Genomic DNA, 26,994 nt, shown 5'->3' with positions numbered 1-26,994 from the left:
TGGCCGTATAAATTATTTAAAAAATAATTCTTTACAGGAACAAGGTACGATACAATGGGTTTTTTGATTGTGATTTATTTCACAATTGTAAGCGCTATCATGTCCTTTTTGTGTGGCAAAAGCTTGAACAGCATAAAAAGACAGGCTAACAGCTGGAAATGTCTGCTGATTTGACCCTGCATGTACAACGATGTTACCCTAACAAGGTTATAGTTAGGCGCTGAGCAGCCGTATCTTTTACATTCATTTTACGAAACACGAGGCATGAAAATGAAAGGAACACTTAACATGAGAAGAAGAACAAGAAGATCATACAATTCCTATGGAACACGAGGCCCGCGAAAAATTTGGAAAATACTGCTGGGTATTTTGATTGTCATTGTGCTGATTGCAGGCTGGGGAGCATGGAAGGTATTTACACCTTATCAGCCTGATGAGACGGCGGAAGCTGCATTAGCAGAAGAAGCTGATGCCGTAAAGGTAAATGAGCAAGAGCATTGGATCGGTTTTGAGCCTGCCAAACCAAGCGGCGCTGGTGTTATTTTGTATCCGGGGACATTGGTGAAGCCCGAAAGCTACGCTCCATTGGCAAGACGTCTGGCGGAAAAGGGGCATCATGCAGTTATTGTAAAAATGCCGCTGAACCTGCCATTAACTTCTCCGAATTTGGCGGGTGAAGTGCTCAAGGCTTATCCGAAAGAAAGCTTTGTTATCGGAGGCCATTCGCTGGGTGGTGTCATGGCAGCCCGTTACGCCACTGCACATGCCGGACAGATCAAGGGCGTATTTTTTCTCGCTTCCTACCCGGATAGCAAGGGCGATTTAAAAAATAAAAATCTGCCTGTCATTTCTCTTTTGGGAAGTGATGATGGAATTATAAATATGGATCAGGTTCAGAGCGGCAGAGCTTACTTACCAGCCGATACGTTGTATTTTACAGTTGAGGGCGGGAATCATGCCCAGTTCGGGAGCTACGGAGCTCAAAAGGGAGATAACACCGCCCAAATTAGTGCCGCGGAGCAATGGAATCAGTCGGTGGAGGCTTTGCAGGACTGGATGAAAGAGAGTGTGGATTCTACTCCTAAAAACCAATAAAGGGAGGCAAACTGCATGTCAGAGCTGATCGTGCAGGGGAAGCGGTACCCTTGCCGCGGTATTTTATTGGATAAGGATGGCACGCTGCTGGATTTTATTCAGTTGTGGGGCCCCTGGGCTCGTTCTATACTGGATATGATGGAACAGCATCTTGCCTTGGCGGGTACCGGTTTTACCGTGGAGAAAAGTAACGTTCTAGGTACCGTTCACGACCGGCAGGGGCACGTGATTGGCTATGATCCTGCCGGTCCGCTGGCCATGGGGACGGTGGATGAAAGCACGGGCGTGCTGGCTTGGCAGCTGTATGCAGCCGGCGTGCCGTGGAATGAAGCCGTGTGGCTTGTCCGTGATTTTAATAATACGGCGATGGCTGATATTCGCAGACACCGGGCCGTCAAGGGGTTTCCAGGGCTGAGGGCATTGCTGGAGCAAAGCCGCCGCGCCGGAGTGAAGCTGGCAGTTGTGACCTCTGACAGTACAGAGGCCGCGCAGGAGCATTTGGAGTGGATGGGGCTGACATCGTATTTTGACGAGGTCATTGGACACGACAGGGTTACGTACGGCAAGCCTGACCCGGAAATGGCTGAAAAAGCCTGCACTTTGCTGGGACTGTCGCCATCGGATGTGGTTGTTATCGGAGACAGCAACGGAGATATGGAGATGGGCAAGCGTGCCGGGGTAGGGTTGTCCATTGGATTTGCACCGCAGCCGGAACGTTCGGATCATTTACTGGACGCTGACATTGTTATCCGCACATATGAAGAACTGGAGGTGCGTCAAACATGGACAAAGTAAAGATGCTGGCTGAATGGATACAGGAATCGCAAAATATTGTTTTTTTCGGCGGAGCGGGGACATCAACGGAAAGCGGTATTCCCGATTTCCGTTCAGCGGCTGGCTTGTATCAGAGCGAGGAAAAACTGCCCTATTCTCCTGAGATTATGCTGAGCCGTTCTTTTTTTGTAAAGCATCCTGAAGTGTTCTTCGGCTTTTATCGCAGCAAAATGCTGCATCCTCATGCAGAGCCAAACGACTGCCACCGTTTTCTTGCGTCATTGGAACAACAAGGCTCTCTTAAAGCGGTGGTGACGCAAAACATTGACGGATTGCATCAGGCTGCAGGCAGTGTCAATGTACTTGAGCTTCATGGCTCAGTGCATCGCAACCATTGCATGAAGTGCGGGCGCTTTTACAGTCTGAGTGAGGTAATGGACAGCAAGGAGACTGTTCCCAAATGTCCGATAGATGGGGGCATCATCAAACCGGATGTTGTTTTATATGAGGAGGAGCTGGATCAGCATATCCTAATCAAGTCCGTTCGGGCCATTTCGCAGGCCGATCTGCTGTTAATCGGAGGCACATCGTTGACAGTGCATCCTGCAGCAGGTCTGATCACTTATTTTCACGGTAAACATACGGTTCTGCTGAATGCCGACCCCACCTCGTATGACCATAAGGCAGACCTCCTGATCACGGAGCCTATCGGAAAAGTGATGGAGAACATCGGTGATCAGTTAGGATTGTAATCGTTTTCTTGTCAACGGCCGGATAAAAGCGCTATGATATTGCTGGAACGGACATAACAATGTTCCGAGAGAGGCAGGGATAGCATGGTTTATTTGGCTGATGACAATCGTTATGAAAGCATGAAATATAACCGTACAGGGAGATCAGGCCTTAAACTGCCAGCCATTTCGTTGGGGCTGTGGCACAATTTTGGCGGCATCAACAACGCGGAGAATGGCCGCAGCATGATTACACGCTCCTTTGATTTGGGGATTACGCATTTTGACTTGGCGAATAACTACGGCCCCCCTGCAGGCTCGGCAGAGGAGTTTTTTGGACATGTGTTGGCTGGTGATCTGAGACCATATCGAGATGAACTGGTCATTTCGACCAAAGCAGGCTACCATATGTGGCCCGGACCTTATGGGGAATGGGGCTCACGCAAGTATCTGATTTCCAGTCTCGATCAGAGTCTGAAGCGGATGGGGCTGGACTATGTCGACATCTTTTATTCTCACCGCTTTGACCCTGATACACCGCTGGAAGAAACGATGCAGGTGCTGGACCATATCGTTCGCTCCGGCAAAGCGCTGTATGTGGGCGTATCTAACTACAGCGCAGAGCAGACGGCAGAAGCGGCGCGTATTTTGAAGGAGCTGGGAACACCGCTTCTGATTCATCAGCCGAAATATTCACTGCTCGAACGATGGATTGAACACGGATTACAGGACGTGCTTGACGAAAACGGAGTAGGCAGCATTGCCTTTTGCCCGCTGGCTCAGGGATTGCTGACCAATAAATATCTGAACGGCATTCCCGAGGATTCACGTGCGGCGAGTACATCTGTTTTCTTGAATGAGGGCCATGTGACACCTGAAACGCTTCGCAAGGTGCGTGTGCTGAATCAGATGGCAGCTGCACGCGGGCAAAGTCTGGCTCAATTTTCGCTGGCCTGGGCTCTACGTGGTGGCCGTCTGACCTCCGTCCTGATTGGAGCGAGCCGTGTAAGCCAAATTGAAGAGAACGTTGCAGCTTTGTCCAAGCTGGACTTTTCACAGGAGGAGCTGGACCGGATTGATTCCATTTTGCATACCGGGAATGCTCAGGAAGGCGGCACAGCCTAAAGACATATAGATCTACCTCAATCATCGGCACCAGTTGTATTTTTTTATTCAAATAGGATGAGACAGCCCGCAGCGTTAAAGGATGCGGGCTGTTTGTTAATGATCCTTGGCATCAAAAGAAGTATCAAGTTGGAGTGGAAGCGGCTTGTAGAAGTAATGGGAGGAAAATGGAAGCCTTTGATTATTTACCATTTGATGACAGGACGGAAACGAACGTCTGAGCTTGTCGGTTAACGCCTGGCATTACTCAAAAAATACTGACCACTCAGCTCAGAGGCCTGGAAAAGGATGAGATCGTTACACGCAAGGTTTATAATGAGATTCCTCCTAAAGTGGAGTATGAGTTAACGCGCTACGGCTGGGGATTAAAACCCGCGCTAGACCAGTTATGCTATTGGGGAGAGGATCACCTGGAAAAGATTCATGATAGACAAATCCAAGGTTTTGGAAGAATTTCAAGGCTGCTGTATAGAGTGAATTTAAGTGACCAGCTACCATTTCTTCAGCCTTCCTCTCCCCTCCGTTTCTGTTACGTTTGCCAGCCAACCTAAGTCGTAACTGTGAACGATACTAATGAACCTGTCGCAGCCTTCGTTGCCCAAAAAGTCCGATCAACGGTCAGAAGCAGGGGGCCTATGCAAATCGCTGCATCCTGTCTCAGGGCTGTGGATATTGCTTGACCCTGTTTCGGTACTCGGTTGGTGACTGTCCACAGAAGCGCTTGAATTGGCGTGAAAAATATAAAGCGTCGGTTAATCCGACCGAGGCGGCTACCTGCTCTACGGACAGATCGGGACGCTCGCGCAACAGCTGACGAGATTTGTCGATCCGCAGCTTGAGCAGATAGGTGACAGGGGAGACGCCCGTCTCCTTTTTGAAAATCCGGGACAAGTAAGCACGATTATACCCAAGCCCTTCTGACATTTGTTCAATGGAAACAGGGTGTGCGTACTGAGTAGACATGTATTGAACCATCTGCTTAACGGTGCGCCGAATTTGCGAATCCGCCCCTGACGGATCAGACCAGTCACTTAGATGATTGCCTGCTTCACCCATGATCAGATATAGATGGCCTAATGCTGAAAGATGGGAGCTGGATTTTCTGGTGTAGAAGTCCAGCTGCATTTGTTCCAGATAACCAGGAATGGGATTATGATCGGAAGCATGAAAGACCGGCTGATGAACACGCAGTCCGGCTTCCTGCACCACCTGCTCGGTCAGGTATCCTGTAAAAGCAGACCAGCGATAGCGCCACGGTTCTTTTTCATCAGAGGTATAGCTCACAAGCTGGCCGGGATGAATTAGAAAAAAATCGTTTTTTTCAAGCTGGTACGTATGCTGCTCCGTTCGAAAAATACCTTTCCCCGATTCCACGAAATGAAGCAGATAGTAATCATAGAGCTTCGGTCCCACGGCATGACCTGATTTGGTCTGGCTTTCCCCTGCAAAGAGCACGTGCAGCGGGCTATTTTCATACAGTACCGGATTGGAGGCGACAGCATAACTATATGAATGCGCTCGCAAAATAGGGTCACCCTTCCTGCATTTGTGAATAGTTTAGCGAATGCGTTATACTTATATTGTACATATCAAAGTCACATTTATCCATACCTTCAACACATGGATGCATTACACTGTGTGACGCTTTCATTTATACTGAATTCATAAGAAGCGTACACCTGATTATGATTGTCACAGGGAAGTCAGGGGGACCTTTACTAACGTGAATGAGGTGGATGCGGATATGAACTCTGCTGAGTTAAAGAAACATTTTATTGAGAAATATGGTCAAAACAGTCATGAACTGCGGATATTTCATGCACCGGGGCGTGTCAATCTGATTGGAGAACATATCGATTATAACGGGGGCTATGTACTTCCGGCTGCACTGGAATTCGGTACAACGCTGATCCTTCGTGCGCGTAATGATGATGAAATTCATTTTGCTTCGACAAACCTTTCGTATGAAGCATCCATCCCACGCGGAGAAATAGGTCAAAATAAAACTGGTGAGTGGGTCGACTATCCGGTTGGCGTGCTGGTGGAGCTGGCTGAAAAGGGAGTTTATCCGTCCAGCGGATACGACCTGCTCTATCACGGAGAAATACCGAACGGTGCCGGCTTATCCTCCTCTGCCTCCATTGAGGTGGTGACCGGATACGCGTTCCTCGCGACCGAAAAACAGACAACGGACACGGTCGAGATTGCATTGTTGTCCCAGCGCGCCGAAAACAATTTCGTTGGCGTTAACTGCGGAATTATGGACCAGTTCGCGGTGGCGAACGGCGCGGCTGATCATGCCATTTTGCTGATGTGCGATACGCTGGAGTACCGTAAAGTACCGTTCCGCACCGGTGCCTATAAGCTGGTGATCGGCAACACGAATAAGCGCCGCGGGTTGGTGGATTCAGCTTATAACGAGCGCCGCAGCCAGTGTACCGAAGCGCTGTCCATTTTGCAGCAGCAGGAGCCGGCGTTGGAATACCTCGCTCACCTGGATGAGGCCCGTTTTGGCGAGCTTCAGTATCACATCGCGGATGAAACGGTGCGCCGCCGGGCACAGCATGTAATCAAGGAAAACGCTCGTGTGCTGGCCTCGGTCGATGCTCTGGCGGCCAATGACCTCGCCGCTTTTGGGCAGTTGATGAATGCTTCGCATGATTCATTGCGCGATTTGTATGAGGTTAGCTGCACGGAGCTGGATGTCATGGTCGAGGAGGCACGGCTCATACCTGGTACGTTGGGTTCGCGTATGACGGGAGCCGGATTTGGTGGCTGTACGGTTTCCCTGGTTCATGAGGATGATGTGGAACGTTTTGTGAAGGAAGTCGGCGAAGCTTATCAGACCCGTACAGGGCTGGAAGCCAGCTTTTATGTATGTAAGGCGGGAGACGGAGTTAAAGAACTGAAGGAGGACGAATAACATGGCCATTCTAGTCACAGGCGGAGCAGGATATATCGGTTCACATACCGTATCAGAACTGTTGGATCGAGGGGAAGAAGTGGTTGTGCTGGACAATTTGCAGACTGGGCACAAGGCAGCGCTGCTTGGAGGCAAGCTGTATGAAGGGGATTTGCGAGACAGAGCACTGCTGTCCAAACTGTTTTCCGAAAATAGCATCGACGCGGTCATCCATTTTGCAGCTAACTCGCTGGTTGGGGAAAGTATGCAAAATCCCGGGAAATATTATGACAACAACGTGTTTGGCACGCTGAGCCTGCTGGAGGCCATGAAGGAAGCGGGAGTACGCCGAATCGTGTTCTCCTCCACCGCCGCAACCTATGGCGAACCGGAAAAGGTGCCGATTGAAGAGGGTGACCGTACAGAGCCAACCAACGTGTATGGTGAAACAAAGCTGATGATGGAGCGCATGATGTCGTGGTTTGATAAAGTATTGGGCATTAAATATGTGTCCTTGCGATATTTTAATGCGGCTGGCGCACACGAGAGCGGCAAAATCGGTGAAGATCACCGTCCGGAGAGCCATCTGATCCCGCTGGTGCTGCAAACAGCACTGAAACAGCGTCCGCACATCGCAGTGTTTGGCGAGGATTATGCGACACCTGACGGAACATGTGTCCGTGATTATATTCATGTAAGCGATCTGGCAGATGCCCATGTGCGTGCAGTCAACTACTTGCGCGAAGGCAATGACAGCAATGTATTCAACCTGGGGAATGGACAGGGCTTCTCCGTGAGGGAAGTTATTGAGACGGCACGCAAGGTCACTGGACTTGACATCCCGGTTGTGGTTGAACCACGCCGCGCGGGTGATCCTGCGATATTGGTTGCATCTTCTGACAAGGCTCGTTCCGTACTCGGCTGGAACCCGACACGGACCCGGCTGGAGGATATTATTCGCGGAGCATGGGGCTGGCACCAGTCTCATCCTCAAGGTTACGGTGACGAGTAGACAGGAGACGATGACATATGAGCGAGAATCAATCTGCAGCCAAGAGCCAGGACCGGGAGCATAGCCCACATCTGGCCCGCAACATGGATGAAACGATGCAGCAAGCAGCTCTATATGCGGTGGAGCAATTGGTTGCATTCGCGCAGGACCGGGGCCTGATCAGTTTACACGATACGGATTACAGCCGTAATTTGCTGCTCGATCAGTTCGGCTTCTCGGAGCCTTACACAGGTGGGGAGGCAGGGGGCGTGACCGCCCCTGAAGTTCTCCAGCCTGTGCTTAATGTATTGATTGATTATGGCTTTGCCATAGGGCTTATCCCTGAAAACACAGATACGTACCGTGATTTGCTGGACTCCAAAATCATGGGCTTGCTGATGGCGAGACCTTCTGAGGTCATCCGTGACTTCCATCAAACGAAGGCTGAACGTGGCATAGAGGCGGCGACAAATGCTTTTTACCGGCTCTCTATTGACTCGAACTATATTCGAATGGACCGGGTTGCCAGCAATGTGTACTGGAATCAGCCGACACCTTACGGGGATATGGAAATTACCATTAATTTGTCCAAGCCGGAGAAAAGTCCGAAGGAAATTGCGATGGCGACGCTGCTTCCGCCGCCGGTTTATCCCAAGTGTCAATTATGCCGTGAGAACGTCGGCTATGCCGGAAGGGTAAACCACCCTTCGCGTCAAAATTTACGCATCATTCCGGTGGAGCTGAACGGAGAGCCGTGGTTTTTTCAGTACTCGCCTTATGTATATTACAACGAGCATTGCATCGTATTTCATCATGATCATGTGCCGATGAAGCTGACGAAAGATACGCTGCGGCAGTTGCTGGCCTTTACGAAAGCGTTTCCGCATTATTTTATCGGCTCCAATGCGGATCTGCCGATTGTCGGCGGATCGATTCTGACTCATGATCACTTTCAAGGCGGACGCCATACATTCCCGATTGAAAAAGCAGGCGTGGACAGCGTGTATTATAATAAGGCGTTCCCGCAAGTTACGGCTGGCATTGTGAACTGGCCGATGTCGGTGATCCGTTTTGCGTCAACGGATGCCGAGGCGCTGCTGGAAGTGGGAAATGCAGCTTTTGAAGCCTGGAAAGCTTACAGCGATCCTGCGGCCGATGTCCTCTCTCATACAGAGCAGGAAGGGGAAACGATTCCGCATAACACGGTAACGCCAATTGTGCGCCGGGATGCCCAAGGAAGATATCAAATGGATCTAGTGCTGCGCAACAATCGCACAAGTGATGAATATCCGGAAGGTATTTTTCATCCTCATCGTGAGATGCACCACATCAAGAAGGAAAATATCGGCCTGATCGAAGTGATGGGACTTGCCATTTTACCGGGGCGGCTTAAAGATGAACTGGATGGAATTGCAGATATATTGTGTGGGAACGATGAACTGGCTGCGGCCATGCAGGAGGAAGAACATCCACTGTATAAGCATGCAGACTGGATTTATCAGTTAAACGCACGATTTGGCTACTTGTCTGACAAGGAGACGGCTGTCCGTACCGTACAAAATGAAGTTGGCCTGAAATTCAGCGAAATTCTCGAGCATGCGGGTGTATATAAACGGAATCCGTCCGGCCTCGAGGCCTTTGGCCGTTTTATGAAACAATTGGGATTTACCTTGGGAGAATAAAATAGCTTGTGTGATGCATAATATAGTACGAGAACCCTCCCAAGATATGACATGGAACCATACTCCTTCAGGAGTGTGGTTTTTTTCTGCCAACCAATCCAATTTGTTTACTGTGACTGAAAAGGTTATAATAGAGTAGTTTCTTAACATTAAACTTTAAATATATTGGAGGCGAGCGTTTGCGATGAAAGCATTTGAATTTTATAATCCAACACAATTGATCTTCGGTAAAGGGCAATTGGAGGCTCTCAAGCGTGAAGTTCCTAAATACGGTAAACGTGTATTGCTTGTATATGGCGGCGGCAGCATTAAGCGCAGCGGTTTGTACGATAATGTAATGAGCTTGCTTGGTGAAATCGGTGCCGAGGTAACTGAACTGGCTGGTGTGGAACCCAATCCTCGCTTGTCTACCGTACATAAAGGTGTGGAATTGTGCAGAACACATCAAATCGACCTCGTATTGGCTGTGGGTGGCGGTAGTGTGCTGGACTGCTCCAAAGCCATCGCTGTCGGTGCAAAATACGATGGAGACATGTGGGATTTTGCGGAGCGCAAAGCGACGGCAAAGGCGGCCCTGCCATTAGGTACCGTTCTGACGATGGCGGCTACAGGTTCCGAAATGAACGCAGGTTCTGTTATTACGAACGAAAAAACACAGGAAAAATTGGGCTGGGGCAGCGTATATGCATTCCCTGCATTTTCCATCCTCGATCCAGTGAACACCTTTTCTCTGCCGCGAGACCAAACCGTTTATGGAATTGTGGATATGATGTCACATACGCTGGAGCATTATTTCCATTTGGAATCGAATACGCCAGTTCAACTTGGCTGGTGCGAAACGATTTTGCGTACAGTCATTGATACAGCTCCAGGGCTGGTTAACGATCTGGAAAACTATGAGCTGCGTGAAACGATCATGTATTGTGGCACAATGGCGCTGAATGGTTTCCTGAACATGGGGCTGACAGGTGACTGGGCCACTCATAATATTGAGCATGCTGTGTCTGCGGTTTATGACATTCCGCATGGCGGCGGCCTGGCTATTCTGTTCCCGAACTGGATGAAACACAATCTGCATGTAAAACCTGAACGCTTCAAGCAACTGGCTGTAAATGTATTCCATGTGAATCCGAAAGGCAAGAGTGATGAAGAAGTAGGGCTGGAAGGCATTCAGGCCTTGCGTGATTTCTGGAACTCCATAGGTGCGCCTAGCCGCCTGGCAGATTACGATATCGATGCTTCCAAAATCGATGTTATGGCTGATAAAGCTGTAAAATTCGGTCCTTTCGGTGGCTTTAACAAGCTCAACCGCGAAGATGTCGTAGAAATTTACAAGGCTTCCCTGTAAATCGGCTTCGGAGCGCTTTAAGCACGTCTATACGTCATTTGACGTATAGACGTGCTTTTTTGGCTTTATTCCAGGGGGCAGAGGAAAAATTTGAAACTTTTTCAGGCTGAATACGTAAACATAGTTATAGGCTGGAAACCAAGACTGAAAAGGTACATGGAAGGAGGAGCCGCATGGAAACCATATTTTGGTGGATATTGGCAGGAGGCGCTATCTTTACAGTGATCAGTGTACTCATCGGGGATGTACTCGGCAGCTGGCTGGATGGTGCATTGGAGCTGCCGGGCCTTGATTGGTTCAGGCCAGTCGTTTTGCTTGGGTCCATAACTGCTTTTGGCGGGGCTGGGGTATTATTGACAAAATATACAGGGCTAAGCACAGGGTGGATCGTTGTGTTTGCTCTTGGTGTTGCCCTGGTCATTGGAATACTTGTATTTTTTGCGTTTATCAAGCCAATGTCGAACTCGGAGGTGTCTAGCGGCTTCTCCATGAGTGAGCTTACTGGCAGGATCGGCGAGGTCACCATTCCGGTACCTGAGGTTGGTTACGGGGAGGTTATGATCCGCTTAGGTGCAGGCAACACCATACATACAGCATCGAGCTTTGATCACAATCCGCTGGCTGCGGGGACCCGTATCGTCGTGGTGGAGGTCGCAGAGGGCGTCGTACGTGTAGCGTATCTGGACACATAGACGGCGCATTCAGCTAACTTGAAGGGAGTGTGAACGGGAGTGCCGAATTTGCAGGATGTTGTGCTGGTCCCTGGGATTGTTGTCATCGTTATTGTCATATTGGGGCTCGCCTTCTGGGCCCGCTACAAAACGGTTGGACCGGATGAAGGAATGATCGTGACGGGTTCTTTTTTGGGAAACAAAAATATTTCCGAAGATGAATCTGGCCGCAAAATCAAAATTGTGCGCGGCGGCGGAGCGTTCATTTGGCCTGTTTTTCAGCAGTCAGAATTTATTTCTCTTTTGTCCCACAAACTTGACGTTACTACACCGGAAGTGTACACAGAGCAAGGGGTTCCGGTAATTGCTGATGGTGTAGCGATTATTAAAGTTGGCAGTTCCATTGAGGATGTGGCGACAGCAGCGGAGCAATTTATCGGCAAGCCGCTGGAGGCTCTGAGGGGAGAGGCGCAGGAAGTGCTGGAGGGGCATTTGCGTGCAATCCTCGGCTCGATGACAGTGGAGGAAGTGTACCGCAACCGGGACCGGTTTGCCCAGGAAGTACAGGGCGTAGCTGCCCGCGATCTGAAAAAGATGGGCTTGCAGATTGTATCATTCACGATCAAAGATGTGCGTGACAAACATGGGTATCTGGATGCGCTCGGCAAGCCGAGAATTGCGGCGGTCAAACGGGATGCAGAGATTGCCGAGGCGGAAGCTGTGCGCGATGCCCGCATTCAGAAGGCGCTGGCCGAACAGGAAGGCCAGAAGGCCGAGCTGCTGCGGGATACCAATATTGCCGAGGCCGCCAAGGAGAAGGAACTGAAAGTGGCTGCGTTCAAGAAAGAGCAGGATACAGCCAAGGCCGATGCAGATCAGGCTTATCATATTCAGGAGGCTCGTGCCAAGCAGACAGCTGTCGAAGAGCAGATGAAGGTCGAACTGGTTCGCAAGGAGCGGGAAATTGATCTTCAAGCCAAGGAAATTCAGGTTCGTGAAAAGCAATATGATGCGGAAGTGAAAAAGAAAGCGGAAGCAGATCGGTATGCGGTAGAACAAGCAGCGGAAGCGGATAAATCGCGTAAAATGCGTGAGGCGGAATCGCTGCAATACTCGATTGAGACACAGGCCAAAGCATCAGCTGAACAAAAGCGCCTGAACGGGCAAGCAGAAGCGGATGCGGAGCGTGCCAAAGGTACAGCGGAGGCGGACGTCATCCGATTGCGTGGTTTGGCCGAGGCCGAGGCCAAGGAAAAACTGGCGGAGGCGTTCCAGAAGTTTGGAGAGGCAGCCGTGCTTGATATTATCGTCAAAATGCTGCCTGATCTGGCTGGCCGCATAGCCGAGCCGATTGCGTCCATCGACAAACTGACGGTGGTTGATACAGGCAAAGGGGAAGGAGCAGCACGTGTTAGCAATTATGTCACGGAGTTGATGGCTACAGCTCCCGAGATGCTTAAAAGCGTATCCGGTATCGATGTGGAGCAGTTAATTAAGGGACTAACCACGGGGAAAAATGGCCTTGATGCTGTACCTTTCTCCGAAGAAGCGGAAATGCTGCACATTCATGCCCCAGTGGAGGTAGCACCAACAAACCAAGAATAGCTGTAAGTTTTTCGGGAGCAGATACCCTGAACTACAACTGAAAGCCCGCTTTTCATCACAGCTTTTCCCAGTAATTGTGATGAAAAGCGTTTTCTTTTTATTGACCTTTAACGGAATATTTGGTACTTTAACGTGGATTCCTCTGAACTACATGCTATAATTCTTAGGATCAAGGTTCTGATAAAAAGAGGTGCGGATGTGAGCAGCCTACAAGTGGCAAAAGCGCTGAACAACAATGTGATTATAGGGATGCATCCCGAGCATAGTGAGGTTGTCGTGATTGGAAAAGGAATCGGTTTCAATCGCAGGCCCGGTGATCTTATAACGTTGGATTCAGTAGAAAAATTGTTTATATTAAAAAGCCATGAAGAGCAGGAGCAATACAAGCGATTGCTGCCTGAGCTGGATGAAAAGCTCATTGAGGTCATCGGTGAGGTTCTTCACCTTGTTCAGCTTCAAGCGAAGAAGCCTCTGAATGAGCACATATTGATTGCTTTAACCGACCACATCGCCTTTTCGATCAACCGTCAGAAACAGGGGATCACGATTCATAATCCGTTTCTGTATGAAACCAGGGAAATCTATCCCCAGGAATACAAGATGGCCGAACAGGCTGTATCAATGATCAGGGAAAAGATGGACGTGGATTTGGGAGAAGATGAGATCGGATTTGTGGCCCTGCATATTTATAGTGCCATGACCAACCAGCATATTTCCGAGGTTAGGAAGGATTCACGTCTGATAGCGGATATGGTTCAAGTAGTCGAGACTACTCTTGATTATCGTATTCCTCTCCTGTCCCTCGATTATTCCCGCCTGCTGACTCATCTGAGATTCGCCATTGAACGGGTGCGCCGGGGTGAAATTGTGCAGGAGATTAATCGTTTGGACAAGCTTTTAAATGAGGAGTATCCGGAAATGTACATGCTGGCCTGGAAGCTCACAAAAATTATGGAGAAAAGGCTTCGGAAGCCTGTGTATCCGGCTGAGGTCAGCTACTTGACGATGCATCTGCAGCGATTGTCCCAACGCAAAGAGCAGGGAGAGTAATCATGACCCGGGAAATAAAAAAGTATTGCCTCACTGTTAACAGGGTGCTATAATCAACGTTGTAATAAGCAAGACAACAATTGAACATAGTAACGTGTTACTGATTCGATCAGGCATGAGTTGTTTTAAGTTATGATTGTTTACAGCCTACTGGGGTAAGCTATATCCCAAGGTTGCATTCAAACTTACTTAATTCGGCTCATGCCTTTTTTGTTGTTTTGCTTCTGTATGCTAATTTTTCAGAGAAGGAAGTGTGACGTATGTTTAAAAAGCTTTTCGGCGTTTTACAGCGTGTCGGTAAAGCTTTAATGCTCCCTGTAGCTATTTTGCCAGCTGCGGGACTTTTATTGGGAATCGGCAACATGCTGGTCAACCCTGATTTTCTCCAGTACATTCCTGCATTAAATACAGGCTGGGTTCAATCAACTGCGACGATCATGATGAATGCCGGACAAATCGTTTTTGATAATCTGGCACTGTTGTTTGCCGTCGGTGTAGCCGTTGGTTTGGCAGGCGGCGAAGGTGTAGCCGGTTTGGCTGCGATCATCGGTTACCTCGTAATGAATATTACACTGGGGACAGCCGTTGGTGTCACACCGGGTCTGATTGCCCAAAAAATTCCTGGTTATGCAAACGTGCTCGGCATTCCAACGCTTCAAACAGGGGTATTCGGCGGGATTATCATCGGTATTCTAGCCGCAGCCATGTACAACCGCTTTTTCAAAATTGAGTTGCCTTCATATTTGGGCTTTTTCGCAGGTAAGCGCTTCGTTCCGATTGCAACGGCATTATCCTCGTTGGTGATTGGACTACTGTTGGTCATTGTATGGCCTCCCGTACAGCACGGACTGAACGCCGTATCTCACTTCATGGTTGATTCCAATCCGACATTGGCCGCATTCATTTTTGGGGTCATTGAACGCGCGCTGATTCCATTCGGTTTGCATCATATCTGGTACTCACCGTTTTGGTTTGAGTTCGGAGAATATGTGAATAAAGCGGGTCAAACGATTCATGGTGACCAGCAAATTTTCTTTAACCAGCTTCGTGACGGAGTGACTTTGACGGCAAGTACGTTCCAGGTGGGTAAATTCCCGTTTATGATGTTCGGTCTGCCAGCCGCTGCGCTTGCGATGTACCATGAAGCAAGACCTGAACACAAAAAATATGTAGCAGGTATTATGGGTTCAGCCGCTTTGACTTCGTTCCTGACAGGTATTACGGAGCCGCTGGAGTTCTCCTTCCTGTTCGTGGCTCCACTGTTGTTCGCAGTTCACTGTATTTTTGCAGGTCTGTCATTTATGACGATGCAACTTTTGAATGTCAAAATCGGTATGACGTTCTCTGGCGGATTTATTGACTTCCTGATTTTCGGGATTATTCCAACCCGTACTCCTTGGTGGTATGTAATCATCGTCGGTCTGATTTTGGCGGTTATTTACTACTTCGGATTCCGCTTCATCATCCGCAAGTTCAACCTGAAAACACCAGGACGTGAAGAAGTAACTGAAAATGTGGGGGGTACAGCAGCCGGTGCTAGTGACGATCTTCCGCACAACATTTTGGCCGCTTTCGGCGGTTCATCCAATATCAAGCATTTGGATGCATGTATTACACGTCTTCGGATTGAGGTCAATGAGAAGTCGAATGTAGACAAAGCCCGCTTGAAACAGCTTGGCGCATCGGGTGTTCTTGAAGTCGGCAATAACGTTCAGGCGATTTTCGGTACACGTTCCGATACGATTAAAACACAAATGGCTGATATCATGGCGGGACGCACGCCGGCACCTACTCCTTCACAACCAGCTCCACAAGAGGAAAAGGAAGCCGGAGCACAAAAGCAGACGATTGTTGTAGAAGATATCGTGATGCCTGTTAATGGCGAACTGGTTGATATTTCGACCGTTCCCGATCCGGTATTTGCAGAGCGTATGACAGGAGACGGTTTTGCGGTCGTGCCAAATGATGGAACGATTGTCTCCCCTGTTTATGGTAAAGTATTTAATGTATTCCCAAGCAAGCATGCGGTTGGTATTCAATCCGATGGCGGCAAAGAAGTGCTTGTTCATATCGGAGTGAACACAGTGAAGCTGAAAGGACAAGGATTTGACGTTTTAGTGAACGAAGGCGATCTTGTGTCAGCTGGTCAGCCGATCATGAAAATAGATCTGGAATACGTGAAAGCGAACGCTAAATCCATCATTTCACCAGTCATTTTCACCAATCTTCCAGAAGGCTCTACCGTAACTTTAAACAAAACAGGAGTATTGAAGGCTGGCGAAGATGGTATAATTACGATAAAATAAGCTCTATGTGTTTCGGTTTAATGATTAGGCGGCTTAGGTCGTCTGATCATTGCCCGGTTTCACTGCACGTATCCATACTGCGTGTAAACAAATATTATCTTTGGAAAAGTGGGAGGAATAGTTCTATGCAAACAACTTTTAGAATTACAGACGAAGACGGTATCCATGCACGTCCTGCAACTGCGCTGGTAAATACAGCCAACAAATTCAGCGGTGCTGAATCCTTTGCTGAAGCTAACGGTAAAAAAGTAACTTTGAAATCCATCCTGGGTGTACTGTCACTTGGTCTGGAGCAAGGTGATACTATCAATATTATTTGTGAAGGCGCTGAAGCTGCTGAAGCTTTGAAAGCTCTTGAAAATGTAATCGTTAATGAAGGGCTGGGCGAAATTCATGCTTAAGGTCTCCGGGATTGCCGCTTCGGCAGGCATCGCCATTGCCCGGGCGTTTATCTTGGAGCATCCGAATTACGCTGTAGAGAGACGCGCAGTTGGTGATGTTGAAGCTGAAATTGCAAGATTGGATGCGGCTTTAGCAGAATCTCAAACCGAATTGGAAACGATTAAGGAGAAAACATTGAGGGAACTGGGCGAGAAAAAAGCAGAAATTTTTGCTTCTCACCTGTTGATCCTGAATGATCCGGAATTGATCGATCCAGTAAAAGCCAAAATCAAAGACGAGCAGCTTAATGCTGACTATGCTTTGAATGAAGTAGCTACACAGTTTATTTCCATGTTTGAAAACATGAAAAGTGCATATTTGCAAGAACGCGCGTCTGACATGCGTGATGTAACCAAACGGGTGCTTAATCATCTGCTTGGTGTTCATTTTGTCAGCCCTGCAGAAATTGCCGAAGAAACGATTGTGCTTGCAGAAGATTTGACACCTTCCGACACAGCTCAGCTGAATCGTGAATTTGTCAAAGGTTTTGCAACGAATATCGGCGGACGTACTTCGCATTCGGCTATCATGGCTCGCTCTCTTGAAATTCCTGCGGTTGTAGGAACCAAAAATATATTGTCCCAAGCTAAAAGCGGCGATCTGATCATCGTTGATGGTCTAGATGGACACGTATTCGTGAATCCTTCTGAAGAGATCGTTGCAGAATACCGTGCAAAACAAGCGGCATACGACAAGCAGCGCGAAGAGTGGCGCAAGCTGCGCGGTGAAGCTACAGTTTCTGTCGATGGTGTTCATGTCGAATTGGCTGCCAACATCGGTACGCCTAACGACGTAACTGGTGTTCTGGATAACGGTGGCGAAGGCGTGGGCTTGTATCGTACAGAATTCTTGTATATGGGACGCGATAAGCTTCCATCTGAAGAAGTACAGTATACAGCATACAAAACCGTTCTGGAAAAAATGGAAGGCAAACCGGTAGTCGTTCGTACGCTGGACATCGGTGGCGACAAGGAGCTTCCTTATCTGGAGCTGCCGAAAGAAATGAATCCGTTCCTCGGCTTCCGTGCGATTCGTCTGTGTCTGGATCGTCAGGATATTTTCCGTACTCAACTGCGTGCTTTGCTGCGGGCAAGTGTACACGGCAACCTGCGTATCATGTTCCCGATGATCGCTACGCTGAACGAATTCCGTGAAGCCAAAGCTGTTTTGATGGAGGAAAAGGAAAAGCTGAAGGCCGAAGGTGTAACCGTATCTGAAGACATTCAGCTCGGCATTATGGTAGAAATTCCCTCTACAGCAGTATTGGCTGACCAATTTGCTAAAGAAGTAGATTTCTTCAGTATCGGTACAAACGATCTGATTCAATACACTATGGCAGCAGACCGCATGAACGAACGGGTATCTTACTTGTATCAACCATACAATCCATCCATTCTGCGTCTGGTGAAAATGGTTATTGATGCAGCTCACCGTGAAGGACGCTGGGCAGGTATGTGCGGCGAAATGGCAGGGGATGCAACAGCAATTCCGTTGCTGCTGGGTCTTGGACTTGATGAGTTCAGCATGAGCGCAACTTCCATTCTGCCAGCACGCAGCCAAATCTCCAAGCTGTCCCGTGCGGACATGGAGAAACTGGCTGCAAAAGCTTTGGACATGCAAACAGCCGAGCAGGTTGTTGAATTGGTTAAAAGCATTGAAGGCTAAGGGCAGGATATCACATTATCTTTTTTTAACAAAAAATTGCTGTGTACATACAGCAGCCGGTATCTGACAGATACCGGCTTTTTTTGCGTGCTTTACATTAAGTCGCGTTTAGCTGCACGAGCAGTTCAGTACAGGTTTGCGAGCAGCAGTGGTTTCGTCCAAACGCGTGACAGGAGTGGAGTATGGTGCATTAAGCACCAATTCAGGGCTCTCCTTCGCCTCTCGCGCAATTTGAATCATAGTGTCAATAAAAGCATCGAGCGTTTCCTTGCTTTCCGTTTCCGTCGGCTCGATCATGATACATTCCTCTACATTCAGCGGAAAGTAAATCGTAGGCGGATGATAGCCAAAATCAAGCAAGCGTTTGGCAACATCCAGCGTTCGCACTCCAAATTTCCTCAGATTCCGACCAGACATCACGAATTCGTGTTTGCAATGTCCCGGAAAGGGGAGGTCGAAATACGGAGCCAGCCGATGCATCATATAATTCGCATTCAGCACGGCACATTCAGATACCCGCTTCAAGCCGTCAGGGCCATAGCTGCGGATATAGGCGTAGGCTCGGACGAGAATGCCGAAATTACCGTAAAAGGCTTTGACCCGCCCAATCGAATCGCCCTGCTCCCGGTTCCAACGGTACCTCCCCTGCGGATCACGTACGACAAGCGGCTTGGGCAGATAGGGAATGAGCCGCTGCTTCACGCCGACGGGTCCTGCACCAGGCCCGCCTCCGCCATGCGGGGTACTCATCGTTTTGTGCAAATTAAGATGCACCACATCGAACCCCATATCTCCGGGGCGGGTAATTCCCATGATGGCGTTGGAATTCGCGCCGTCATAGTAGAGCAGGCCTCCGGCTTCATGCACAATCGCGGCAATGTCAGCGATTTGCTTCTCGAACAGACCCAGTGTGTTCGGGTTGGTCAGCATGAGCGCAGCGGTGTCGCTGCCTACGGCTTGACGGAGCGCGTTCAGATCCACCAGCCCCTGCGGGGTGGAGGGGAGGGTGACCGTTTCGAAGCCCGCAACGGTTGCGCTGGCGGGGTTCGTTCCGTGCGAGGAATCCGGCACGAGTACTTTGGTACGCCGCTCACCACGAGCTTCGTGGTATGAGCGGATCATCATCAGCCCGGTCCACTCGCCATGGGCGCCTGCTGCGGGCTGAAGGGTGACGGCATCCATGCCGATTAACGCGGCCAGATCGTTTTGGAGCGTATGCAGCAGCTCCATGGCACCCTGGATGCTATCCTCAGGCTGATACGGATGAATTTTGGCGAAGCCTGCATAACGGGCGATATCCTCGTTTACCTTTGGGTTGTATTTCATCGTACAGGAGCCAAGCGGATAAAATCCGTTGTCTACGCCAAAATTGCGCCGGGAGAGGGCGATATAATGCCGAATAACATCTACTTCGTATACCTCCGGCAACGCCGCAGGCTCGCTGCGCAGCGCATAATCCGGCAAAAGCTCTGCCACCGGGCGCCGGGGAACGTCGCATTCGGGAAGGGAATAGGCGACACGGCCCGGACGGCTCAATTCAAAAATGAGTGCTTGGTCATGCTCTATCAACAGCCCTTGCTTCTGATCCTGTCCGGTGTGTGTCATAGCAATCCCCCCATGGTGTGTACAAATTGGTCAATCTCCTCTTTTGTTCTCTGCTCTGTCACGGCAATCAGCATGTGGCCGTTCAATTCCTTATAATCCCGACCCAGGTGGTAGCCGCCGATAAATCCCGCAGCAAGCAGACCGGACTGGAGCTTGTTCATATCTGTACCGGCAGGCAGCTTAAGGGCAAACTCGTTAAAGACAGGTGCGTTAAAGGAGGCGGTTACGCCCTGCAGGCTCAGCAATTGTTCCAATGCATAGCGGCTTTTATGCAAATTCAGCTCGGCTACCTCCCGGATGCCCTGTCTACCCATGACAGACATGTACACAGATGCAGATAAAGCCAGCAACGCTTGATTGGAGCAAATGTTGGACGTGGCTTTTTCACGGCGGATATGCTGCTCCCGTGCCTGCAAGGTCAGCACGAAGCCGCGTTTGCCATTGCGGTCTGTCGTTTGGCCTACAATCCGGCCGGGGATACGGCGCATGTGCGCCTGAGAAACGGCAAAGTAGCCGCAGGTTGGACCGCCGAGGGAGGAAGAGATGCCAAGCGGCTGCGCGTCTCCTACGACAATGTCTGCGCCCTGCTTACCGGGCGTTTCCAGCAAGCCAAGCGCCAGCGGATTGGCGCTGACGACCATAAGCCCCTTGTGCGCATGGATCAGGTCAGCCATCGGCTGCACATTTTCCACGGCTCCGAAAAAGTTGGGGTTTTGGACCAAGATAGCCGCCGTCTGTTCAGATACGGCCGCTGCCAAGGCCTGCACATCCGTGACACCGTCCGAATAGCCAATTTCCACGATGTCCAGGCCGAGCCCGCGGGCATAGGCAGCCAATACCTGACGTGCCTCCGGATGGACGGTTCGCGATACGATAAGCTGTGTACGGCGGGTGGCAGAGGCGGCCAGTGACCCCGCCTCTGCCAGCGCAGTCGCTCCATCGTACATGCTGGCATTGGCTACAGTCATACCTGTTAATTCGCAGATATACGACTGAAACTCGAAGATGGCTTGCAGTTCGCCCTGGCTGATCTCCGGTTGATAGGGAGTGTAGGCCGTGTAAAATTCCGAACGTGAAGTGATATGCTGGATAACCGATGGAATATGATGATCATATATTCCCGCCCCAAGAAAGCTGGCGTGTGTGTCTGTATTGACGTTGCGCCCAGCCAGTTCGGATAAGTGGCGGGTCAAGGCTCTTTCGTCAAGTCGGGAAGAAAGGGGGAGTTCCCCTTGATACCGGACGGCCTCTGGAATATCACTGAATAAATCGTCGATGGACGATACGCCGACCACACGCAACATTTCGGCTTGGTCCAGTTCGGTCATGGGAAGATAGCGATGCTTCTTCATAGGTCCTGGCTCCTTCCGTGGAAAGCAATGTGAAATTGGAATGAGGAATAATCATGGATAGACTCAGGGAGCTTAAATCAGTGTGAACGTTTATAAAAAGGTGTCGCTACCACCTCGGCACGCAGCCTTTTGCCACGGATCTCGACCTCCAGCGGTGTGAATAAGGCACTAAAACGGCTGTCCACCAGAGCAAGGCCCAGGTTACGCTTCAAGGTTGGTGACTGGGTACCGGTCGTAACCTCACCGATGTGCCTTCCTTCCGCAAATACGGGATAATGGGCGCGCGGAATACCGCGATCCAGCAATTCCAGTCCGACCAGCTTGCGGGGGATACCTTGCTCTTTTTGGCGTTGCAGTGCTCCCCGGCCGATAAAATCACCTTTGCCCAGCTTGACGAAAAAGCCCAGGCCAGCTTCGAGCGGTGAAATCGTAGCAGACAGCTCCTGTCCGTACAGCGGCAGCCGCGCCTCAAAGCGCAGCGTATCCCGGGCACCAAGTCCGGCAGGAACGAGACCGTGCGGCTCGCCGGAGCGAAGCAATCCTTCCCAAACAGCGGGTGCTTCCGCAGCAGGCAGATACATTTCAAAACCATCCTCGCCCGTATATCCGGTACGGGACACGAGTGCTTTCGCTCCGAACAGCTGCACGTTCTCACGAAACCGGAAGGAGGGCAGATTGGCCATGTCCGTATCTGTCACGGCTGCGAGTATATGTGCAGCTTCCGGTCCTTGCAGCGCCAGCAACGCGATGTCATCAGACACATTTTGCAGATGAACGGATGCAGGCGCATGGCGAATGAGCCAATCCCAATCCTTGTCGATGTTGGAGGCATTGACAACAAGCATGTAGCGCTCCGTTCCCTTGCAGTAAACAAGCAGGTCATCAACCACACCTCCATCGGGGTAACACAGGAGCGAGTATTGGGCCTGGCCCGGCTCCAACTGTCTGACATCGTTCGTCGTTACCTGTTGCAGAAAAGCTTGGGCTTCTCCGCCCTCAACCAAAAACTCGCCCATATGGGATACATCGAACAATCCCGCAAGCTGCCGGACGGCTTCATGCTCCTTTTGAATGCCGCTGAACTGTACAGGAAGCTCCCAACCGCCAAAGTCGATGCAACGGACTCCGGGCAGTGTCCCGTAAGAAGAATACAGCGATGTTCTTCGCAAGTTAGTCATTTTTCCACTCCTATCCGGTGTAATCGGCTAACAAAAAAAGACAGCCCGAAAAAAACGTATAGACGGCAGTCCATACTCTTTTTTCAGCTCTGTCCTTGATACCTGAAAGTTACCCCGGTGTGCACCAGGTTTCCTCTTGGGTGATTCGCCTCATCGCGAATGCTCTCCAGAGATGCGTCCGGCAGAGGTCCTTTTGCCTGAGAGATTCGCCTGTCGTACAGGTTTACTCCTTCGGCGCTACCTTTGGGAATATTGTATGTTCCCGATGGATACAGATAACAATATGATCCGATTCGCATGACCTCTGTCTCATAAAGGGGCACACGGCGTCGGATGGCGCTGAATGCCAACAGGTGGCAAACCGATCATTACACCGCGCGCCAGCGAATCCTGGTAGTCTCTCCCTCTGCGTTCATCCGCGTTTGCAGTTGTGGGGGCGTTTCTACAAACATTGGCTATAACCCATTAATACGCAAATGTATTCAAAATGTCAATAAAAATGTCATGAAAATCAATTTTAAAAACATTTAATACATAAATAAGGATATGTAAGCGTTTGTTACACCTAGTCATTTTTTTATTTACCACGTTTTTTAAAGTGATATGAAGTATTTTTGTTAGTATTATTGACATAGATGTTTTTGTTGTCATAATCTTAACCTGTCTAAAACTAGGTGAGCAGAAGTTGATTACATTTCATTTGGAAGCGAGGCGGGAGGCACGATGAGTGAAGTGAAACAGCAGCTTTGGTACACGGAGGAGCATGAGTGGGTTGAACGTATAGAGGATGGAAAGGTTCGAATCGGTATTACAGATTTTGCACAGCATCAACTGGGTGACATTGTTTTTGTGGAGCTGCCTCAGGAAGGAGCAACGATTGAACAAGGAGTGGAGGTAGGTACCATTGAATCAGTGAAGACGGTGTCCGATTTGTATGCTCCGGTGACGGGAATCGTATTAAAGGTGAACGAAACGTTGGAAACTACGCCTGAGTTGGTCAACGAGTCTCCCTACGAAAAAGGCTGGATGATCGAGGTTGAGACCGGCAACGATGTGGAGGAAGCTCTGGCCAAGCTATTGTCTGCGGATGAGTACGAGAAATTAACTGGCGATGGGCAATAATAAAGTCATTTCGTGTCGAGTTACGGGTTTCGCTCTTTATTTTGTAAGTTGCTGTGTTGAATTTTGTGAATTGCTGCGCTGATTTTAAATTGAATAAGAGCGTCATTTATTCGCTCGTACTTATATCAAATAGTCGCAATGTTTTGACATTGCGGCTATTTTTGTTGTCTTTTTGAGCAGGCGTAATTACGTGTGTTTTCTTCTATTTAAAGGCTTGTCCCCTTGTAAGAGCAGTACAAATGACATTATGGATTTCCGGCTGATTTTTATGGTTACAAGCCAATATTAAGAAGAATTATTATATAGGGTATTATGCCTTATCGTTAATTTAAATTTAAATGTTGTCATCAACGTTCATGACGAAAGTACGTTTTCATTTCGTTGATGGAGATAGCGCTGTCATTTAGTATAAATTTTGAGCAAAGGTAGTGATGCCATTTATTTATAAGGAACCGCATCACCGGATTATAGGCATTCAGGGGAAAAGCGGCCCTGACAAGTCAACGCTGCTTAAGCTGCTGCTTCGCGGGTATAATACCCGCGTCGGAGAGCTGGGGGACAGGCTGTCCGGCGGTGAACGCCAGTGGTTAGGACTGGCCAGAGCTTTTGTCCATGATGGGCCTCTCTTATTGCTCGATAAGCCTACCAGCAATTTGGACAGTCTAAACGAAGCCATTATTTTAAAATCGTTAAAGGAACAGCAGCAGGATAAAACCATTGTCCTCGTTTCACACCGAAGCTCCACCATGCGGATTGCCGATCACATTTTTCAAATGGATCATCGCAGAATGTCCTGAGGGCGGATGCTGTAGCCTGTTCATGGTTTTGTCATAAAATGGAGTGAGCGTGTGATCCAACTTTTCAAGCTTGTCTTATGTTGATAGCCTATTAGGTGAAAATTTTCTAAAATCCTGAGGTATATTGACAAGTCATAAACATCATAAATGATGGATGAACAGAGGCTGTGAAAGCCGATGTACAGAAATGGGTGGTGAACAGGAATGTCTGATTTCAAGCAGCTTGAGCACACAACATATCCAACGTATGAAGGCGATGATTTGGGTCTGACTTATACACCTGCAGGCAGTCTGTTTAAGGTATGGGCACCGCCTGCGGAGCAGGTTCGTGTAGTGCTGTATGACGACGCGGGGGTGTATGATCAGGACGGGATCGTTCAGGAGCATGACGGCGGCCGGGAATTTCCGATGTGCTGTGATAATCGGGGTGTATGGTCCGCAGAGCTAGAAGGGGACTGGAATAGATACTATTACATGTACAGGCTGGAATGGGCGGACGGCACCGTTCATTATGCCGCCGATCCGTATGCGACAGCGGTGTCAGCCAACGGACAGCGTACGGCTATCATTGATTTGGCTCACACCAACCCGGACGGATGGAAAGAGGACACAGGCCCTGCGCTGGAGCGGCCCACGGATGCCATTATCTATGAACTGCATGTGCGTGATTTTTCAATGGCCCCACATTTTAATACAGGGGAAAAAGACTTTTCAGACGTACAGGGAAGGTTTGCCGCCTTTACGTATTCGGGCTTGAAGGATACGGCGGGTAATTCCATCGGGCTGGATCATTTGCTGGAACTGGGAATTACACATATCCATTTGCTTCCAGTTGCTGATTTCCATACGGTGAATGATTTGGCCGCATCAGAAACCAAATATAACTGGGGATATGATCCGCAGCATTATAATGTGCCGGAGGGATCGTATTCATCGAATCCGGCCGACCCGGGGACACGTATTCGAGAACTGAAACAGCTGGTGCAGTCTCTGCATACGGCTGGCATGGGTGTCATTCTGGACGTCGTATACAACCATACGTATTCGGTGGAAAAGGGACCGTTTGAGCCTGTCGTACCAGGCTATTATTACCGGACGGATGAGCAGGGACAGCTCTCCAATGGCTCGGGGGTAGGCAATGAGGTGGCAACCGAACGCCCGATGGTTCGCAAGTATATCAAGGATTCACTGCGCTATTGGGCGGAGGAATATCATATCGACGGCTTTCGATTTGATCTGATGGGGCTGATCGATACACCGACCGTAGTACAGCTTACACAAGAGCTGCGTGCTGAGGTGCGCCCCGATCTGCTCATCTATGGTGAGCCCTGGACGGGAGGAGAGTCTCCGCAGCCGTTGCTTACGTTAAAAGGAACGCAGCGCGACAAGGGCTTTGCTGTTTTTAACGACAACTACCGTTCTGCGATTAAAGGTGATAGCGACGGTACTGCGAGCGGCTTTGCCACGGGGGCATGGGACCAGGAGGAGCAGGTGCTGAAGGGCGCTTTTGGGGCCATTCATGATTTTACATCCCAGCCTTCGGAGAGCATTAATTATGTAACCGCACATGACAATCTCAACCTGTGGGATAAAATTTTGACGGTACGGCATTTGCGCGAGTATTGTGGTTTTCCGCAATGGGAGAAGGGAAAGCCGCGCGATGGGAGAACAGCCGAACAAGCGATTGCTGAAGCAGATCCATACCGGGAACTTGCTAAACAGGACCTGCTGGAAAACGAAACGGTGCGTAAATCCTTATTGGCGAACGGCATGGTGCTAACCTCCCAGGGCATTCCCTTTATCCATGCAGGCGATGAGCTGTTGCGCTCCAAATATGGAGACCATAACAGCTATCGCAGCGCGGATGTAGTGAATGCCATCCGCTGGGAAAATAAGGCCAGGTTTCGTCCGGTGTTTGATTACTATAAAGGGTTAATCGCTTTGCGACGCAGTCATCCGGCTTTCCGGATGGAGGAGCGTGAACTGGTAGAGCAGCATATGGAAGTGCTGCAGAGCAGCGGGCATGTAGTAGCCTTTGCGCTGAGGCACCATGCGAACGGCGATGCCTGGAATCATATTATGGTGATTTATAACGGTTCGGATACGGAGCAAACGGTATTGCTGCCGGCAGAATCGGACCGCTGGCATGTTGTCGTGGATGCACACGGAGCCGGAAACGAGACACGGTATGAAGTGGCAGGTCAGCGTGTGACCGTTTCGCGCTGGTCGATGATGGTACTCCATGATCAGGAGGAATCTGCTCAGGTTTCCTGTTTGATGGAACAGGATCAGGAAACTGGGGAAGCCAAGCATATCCGGGAAGGCACCGGAGGAACCTCCGAAAACAAGGAAGCCTGATGCTGGTTTTCCAAAATAGATAATCCTTATATAGACGTCAAATCGCTCCCTGTCAGGGGGGGGGCGATTTTTTTGCATTAATACACTTTCACTCATCAATTCAATATGCGTTCGGACTTGACGATATATTAAAGTAGGGTATTTACATTTTTACAATTTTTGCTTAATAAAAATACCTACTATACATCCAGGGAGC

Annotated in this window: 21 protein-coding genes, 1 pseudogene and 2 riboswitches; of the genes and pseudogenes, 18 read left to right on the top strand and 4 right to left on the bottom strand. The window is 49.5% G+C overall.

The window, feature by feature from the left end; translation table 11 throughout:
• Positions 1-288: 288 nt before the first annotated feature.
• The 5 genes and pseudogenes from JO375_RS04870 (at position 289) to JO375_RS04850 (ending at position 4,202) form a co-directional block, all read left to right on the top strand.
• A complete protein-coding gene (locus JO375_RS04870) occupies positions 289-1,095 on the top strand; it encodes an alpha/beta hydrolase (protein WP_229523394.1) in 807 nt (268 codons plus the stop codon).
• A 15-nt stretch (positions 1,096-1,110) separates the two neighbouring features.
• The gene (locus tag JO375_RS04865; protein ID WP_229523393.1) at positions 1,111-1,890 is read left to right on the top strand and encodes an HAD family hydrolase; all 780 of its coding nucleotides are present in this window, start codon (positions 1,111-1,113) and stop codon (positions 1,888-1,890) included.
• On the top strand, positions 1,878-2,621 hold the full coding sequence (locus tag JO375_RS04860) for an NAD-dependent protein deacylase (protein WP_229523392.1): 744 nt from the start codon (positions 1,878-1,880) through the stop codon (positions 2,619-2,621). Before JO375_RS04865 ends, JO375_RS04860 begins: the two co-directional genes overlap by 13 nt.
• Before the next feature lie 84 nt (positions 2,622-2,705).
• Positions 2,706-3,725 (top strand): L-glyceraldehyde 3-phosphate reductase, encoded by a 1,020-nt coding sequence (gene mgrA / locus JO375_RS04855; RefSeq protein ID WP_229523391.1) that lies wholly within the window; start codon positions 2,706-2,708, stop codon positions 3,723-3,725.
• An 89-nt stretch (positions 3,726-3,814) separates the two neighbouring features.
• Positions 3,815-4,202: pseudogene (locus JO375_RS04850) on the top strand (winged helix-turn-helix transcriptional regulator).
• A gap of 180 nt (positions 4,203-4,382) precedes the next feature.
• On the opposite strand, the gene JO375_RS04845 reads toward JO375_RS04850, so the two are convergent.
• Positions 4,383-5,249, bottom strand: a complete 867-nt coding sequence (locus tag JO375_RS04845; protein WP_229523390.1) for an AraC family transcriptional regulator — start codon at positions 5,247-5,249, stop codon at positions 4,383-4,385.
• A 220-nt stretch (positions 5,250-5,469) separates the two neighbouring features.
• On the opposite strand from JO375_RS04845, the gene JO375_RS04840 reads away from it, so the two are divergent.
• The 10 genes from JO375_RS04840 to ptsP all read left to right on the top strand — a co-directional run bounded on the left by JO375_RS04840 (position 5,470) and on the right by ptsP (position 18,386).
• The gene (locus JO375_RS04840; RefSeq protein WP_229523463.1) at positions 5,470-6,648 is read left to right on the top strand and encodes a galactokinase; all 1,179 of its coding nucleotides are present in this window, start codon (positions 5,470-5,472) and stop codon (positions 6,646-6,648) included.
• A gap of 1 nt (position 6,649) precedes the next feature.
• The gene (gene galE, locus JO375_RS04835; RefSeq protein ID WP_229523389.1) at positions 6,650-7,639 is read left to right on the top strand and encodes a UDP-glucose 4-epimerase GalE; all 990 of its coding nucleotides are present in this window, start codon (positions 6,650-6,652) and stop codon (positions 7,637-7,639) included.
• 17 nt (positions 7,640-7,656) lie between these two features.
• A complete protein-coding gene (locus JO375_RS04830) occupies positions 7,657-9,300 on the top strand; it encodes a UDP-glucose--hexose-1-phosphate uridylyltransferase (protein WP_229523388.1) in 1,644 nt (547 codons plus the stop codon).
• A 184-nt stretch (positions 9,301-9,484) separates the two neighbouring features.
• Positions 9,485-10,648: an iron-containing alcohol dehydrogenase gene (locus JO375_RS04825; RefSeq protein ID WP_229523387.1), complete on the top strand. Its 1,164-nt coding sequence runs from the start codon at positions 9,485-9,487 to the stop codon at positions 10,646-10,648.
• 173 nt (positions 10,649-10,821) lie between these two features.
• Positions 10,822-11,340, top strand: coding sequence for a protease (locus tag JO375_RS04820; protein WP_229523386.1), 519 nt, complete (start codon positions 10,822-10,824; stop codon positions 11,338-11,340).
• 48 nt (positions 11,341-11,388) lie between these two features.
• The gene (locus JO375_RS04815) at positions 11,389-12,924 is read left to right on the top strand and encodes a flotillin family protein (RefSeq protein ID WP_229523462.1); all 1,536 of its coding nucleotides are present in this window, start codon (positions 11,389-11,391) and stop codon (positions 12,922-12,924) included.
• Between the two features lie 198 nt (positions 12,925-13,122).
• A complete protein-coding gene (gene glcT, locus JO375_RS04810; RefSeq protein WP_229523385.1) occupies positions 13,123-13,974 on the top strand; it encodes a glucose PTS transporter transcription antiterminator GlcT in 852 nt (283 codons plus the stop codon).
• A gap of 260 nt (positions 13,975-14,234) precedes the next feature.
• The gene (ptsG, locus tag JO375_RS04805; RefSeq protein WP_229523384.1) at positions 14,235-16,280 is read left to right on the top strand and encodes a glucose-specific PTS transporter subunit IIBC; all 2,046 of its coding nucleotides are present in this window, start codon (positions 14,235-14,237) and stop codon (positions 16,278-16,280) included.
• A gap of 125 nt (positions 16,281-16,405) precedes the next feature.
• Complete coding sequence (locus JO375_RS04800; RefSeq protein WP_007431597.1) at positions 16,406-16,681, top strand: HPr family phosphocarrier protein; 276 nt, start codon at positions 16,406-16,408, stop codon at positions 16,679-16,681.
• Positions 16,674-18,386 carry a phosphoenolpyruvate--protein phosphotransferase gene (ptsP, locus tag JO375_RS04795; protein WP_229523383.1) on the top strand — a complete coding sequence of 571 codons (1,713 nt, stop codon included), beginning with the start codon at positions 16,674-16,676 and terminating at the stop codon, positions 18,384-18,386. The genes JO375_RS04800 and ptsP overlap by 8 nt, the downstream gene beginning before the upstream one ends.
• Before the next feature lie 108 nt (positions 18,387-18,494).
• Here the strand turns inward: ptsP and gcvPB are convergent, their stop codons facing one another.
• From gcvPB to gcvT, 3 genes are all read right to left on the bottom strand, one after another.
• The gene (gene gcvPB / locus JO375_RS04790) at positions 18,495-19,991 is read right to left on the bottom strand and encodes an aminomethyl-transferring glycine dehydrogenase subunit GcvPB (RefSeq protein ID WP_322098695.1); all 1,497 of its coding nucleotides are present in this window, start codon (positions 19,989-19,991) and stop codon (positions 18,495-18,497) included.
• Positions 19,988-21,343, bottom strand: coding sequence for an aminomethyl-transferring glycine dehydrogenase subunit GcvPA (gene gcvPA / locus JO375_RS04785; protein ID WP_229523382.1), 1,356 nt, complete (start codon positions 21,341-21,343; stop codon positions 19,988-19,990). The genes gcvPB and gcvPA overlap by 4 nt, the downstream gene beginning before the upstream one ends.
• 77 nt (positions 21,344-21,420) lie before the next feature.
• Complete coding sequence (gene gcvT, locus JO375_RS04780) at positions 21,421-22,521, bottom strand: glycine cleavage system aminomethyltransferase GcvT (RefSeq protein WP_229523381.1); 1,101 nt, start codon at positions 22,519-22,521, stop codon at positions 21,421-21,423.
• A gap of 79 nt (positions 22,522-22,600) precedes the next feature.
• A riboswitch (glycine riboswitch) is annotated at positions 22,601-22,696 on the bottom strand.
• Positions 22,697-22,796: riboswitch (glycine riboswitch) on the bottom strand.
• Positions 22,797-23,244: 448 nt separating this feature from the next.
• On the opposite strand from gcvT, the gene gcvH reads away from it, so the two are divergent.
• The 3 genes from gcvH (at position 23,245) to pulA (ending at position 26,798) form a co-directional block, all read left to right on the top strand.
• Positions 23,245-23,643, top strand: coding sequence for a glycine cleavage system protein GcvH (gene gcvH, locus JO375_RS04775; RefSeq protein ID WP_229523380.1), 399 nt, complete (start codon positions 23,245-23,247; stop codon positions 23,641-23,643).
• Between the two features lie 431 nt (positions 23,644-24,074).
• Positions 24,075-24,440, top strand: a complete 366-nt coding sequence (locus JO375_RS04770) for an ATP-binding cassette domain-containing protein (protein WP_267497666.1) — start codon at positions 24,075-24,077, stop codon at positions 24,438-24,440.
• Positions 24,441-24,644: 204 nt separating this feature from the next.
• Complete coding sequence (gene pulA / locus JO375_RS04765; RefSeq protein WP_229523378.1) at positions 24,645-26,798, top strand: type I pullulanase; 2,154 nt, start codon at positions 24,645-24,647, stop codon at positions 26,796-26,798.
• Positions 26,799-26,994: the final 196 nt, after the last annotated feature.

It is taken from the genome of Paenibacillus farraposensis, assembly GCF_020736845.1.
In the GTDB taxonomy this organism is placed as follows: Bacteria; Bacillota; Bacilli; order Paenibacillales; family Paenibacillaceae; genus Paenibacillus; species Paenibacillus farraposensis.
Note: the sequence above shows the minus strand (reverse complement) of the source record. Positions and strands in the feature narration are given on the sequence as shown.

What these genes read in the sequence shown, in the direction of transcription:
- JO375_RS04860 (WP_229523392.1), top strand. Translation starts at nt 1,878, where the DNA reads ATGGACAAAGTAAAGATGCTGGCTGAATGGATACAGGAATCGCAAAAT.
- gcvT (WP_229523381.1), bottom strand. Translation starts at nt 22,521, where the DNA reads ATGACTAACTTGCGAAGAACATCGCTGTATTCTTCTTACGGGACACTG.
- JO375_RS04865 (WP_229523393.1), top strand. Translation starts at nt 1,111, where the DNA reads ATGTCAGAGCTGATCGTGCAGGGGAAGCGGTACCCTTGCCGCGGTATT.
- ptsG (WP_229523384.1), top strand. Translation starts at nt 14,235, where the DNA reads ATGTTTAAAAAGCTTTTCGGCGTTTTACAGCGTGTCGGTAAAGCTTTA.
- JO375_RS04770 (WP_267497666.1), top strand. Translation starts at nt 24,075, where the DNA reads ATGCCATTTATTTATAAGGAACCGCATCACCGGATTATAGGCATTCAG.
- gcvH (WP_229523380.1), top strand. Translation starts at nt 23,245, where the DNA reads ATGAGTGAAGTGAAACAGCAGCTTTGGTACACGGAGGAGCATGAGTGG.
- JO375_RS04870 (WP_229523394.1), top strand. Translation starts at nt 289, where the DNA reads ATGAGAAGAAGAACAAGAAGATCATACAATTCCTATGGAACACGAGGC.
- ptsP (WP_229523383.1), top strand. Translation starts at nt 16,674, where the DNA reads ATGCTTAAGGTCTCCGGGATTGCCGCTTCGGCAGGCATCGCCATTGCC.
- JO375_RS04825 (WP_229523387.1), top strand. Translation starts at nt 9,485, where the DNA reads ATGAAAGCATTTGAATTTTATAATCCAACACAATTGATCTTCGGTAAA.
- gcvPB (WP_322098695.1), bottom strand. Translation starts at nt 19,991, where the DNA reads ATGACACACACCGGACAGGATCAGAAGCAAGGGCTGTTGATAGAGCAT.
- JO375_RS04820 (WP_229523386.1), top strand. Translation starts at nt 10,822, where the DNA reads ATGGAAACCATATTTTGGTGGATATTGGCAGGAGGCGCTATCTTTACA.
- JO375_RS04830 (WP_229523388.1), top strand. Translation starts at nt 7,657, where the DNA reads ATGAGCGAGAATCAATCTGCAGCCAAGAGCCAGGACCGGGAGCATAGC.
- mgrA (WP_229523391.1), top strand. Translation starts at nt 2,706, where the DNA reads ATGGTTTATTTGGCTGATGACAATCGTTATGAAAGCATGAAATATAAC.
- JO375_RS04840 (WP_229523463.1), top strand. Translation starts at nt 5,470, where the DNA reads ATGAACTCTGCTGAGTTAAAGAAACATTTTATTGAGAAATATGGTCAA.
- galE (WP_229523389.1), top strand. Translation starts at nt 6,650, where the DNA reads ATGGCCATTCTAGTCACAGGCGGAGCAGGATATATCGGTTCACATACC.
- gcvPA (WP_229523382.1), bottom strand. Translation starts at nt 21,343, where the DNA reads ATGAAGAAGCATCGCTATCTTCCCATGACCGAACTGGACCAAGCCGAA.
- pulA (WP_229523378.1), top strand. Translation starts at nt 24,645, where the DNA reads ATGTCTGATTTCAAGCAGCTTGAGCACACAACATATCCAACGTATGAA.
- JO375_RS04800 (WP_007431597.1), top strand. Translation starts at nt 16,406, where the DNA reads ATGCAAACAACTTTTAGAATTACAGACGAAGACGGTATCCATGCACGT.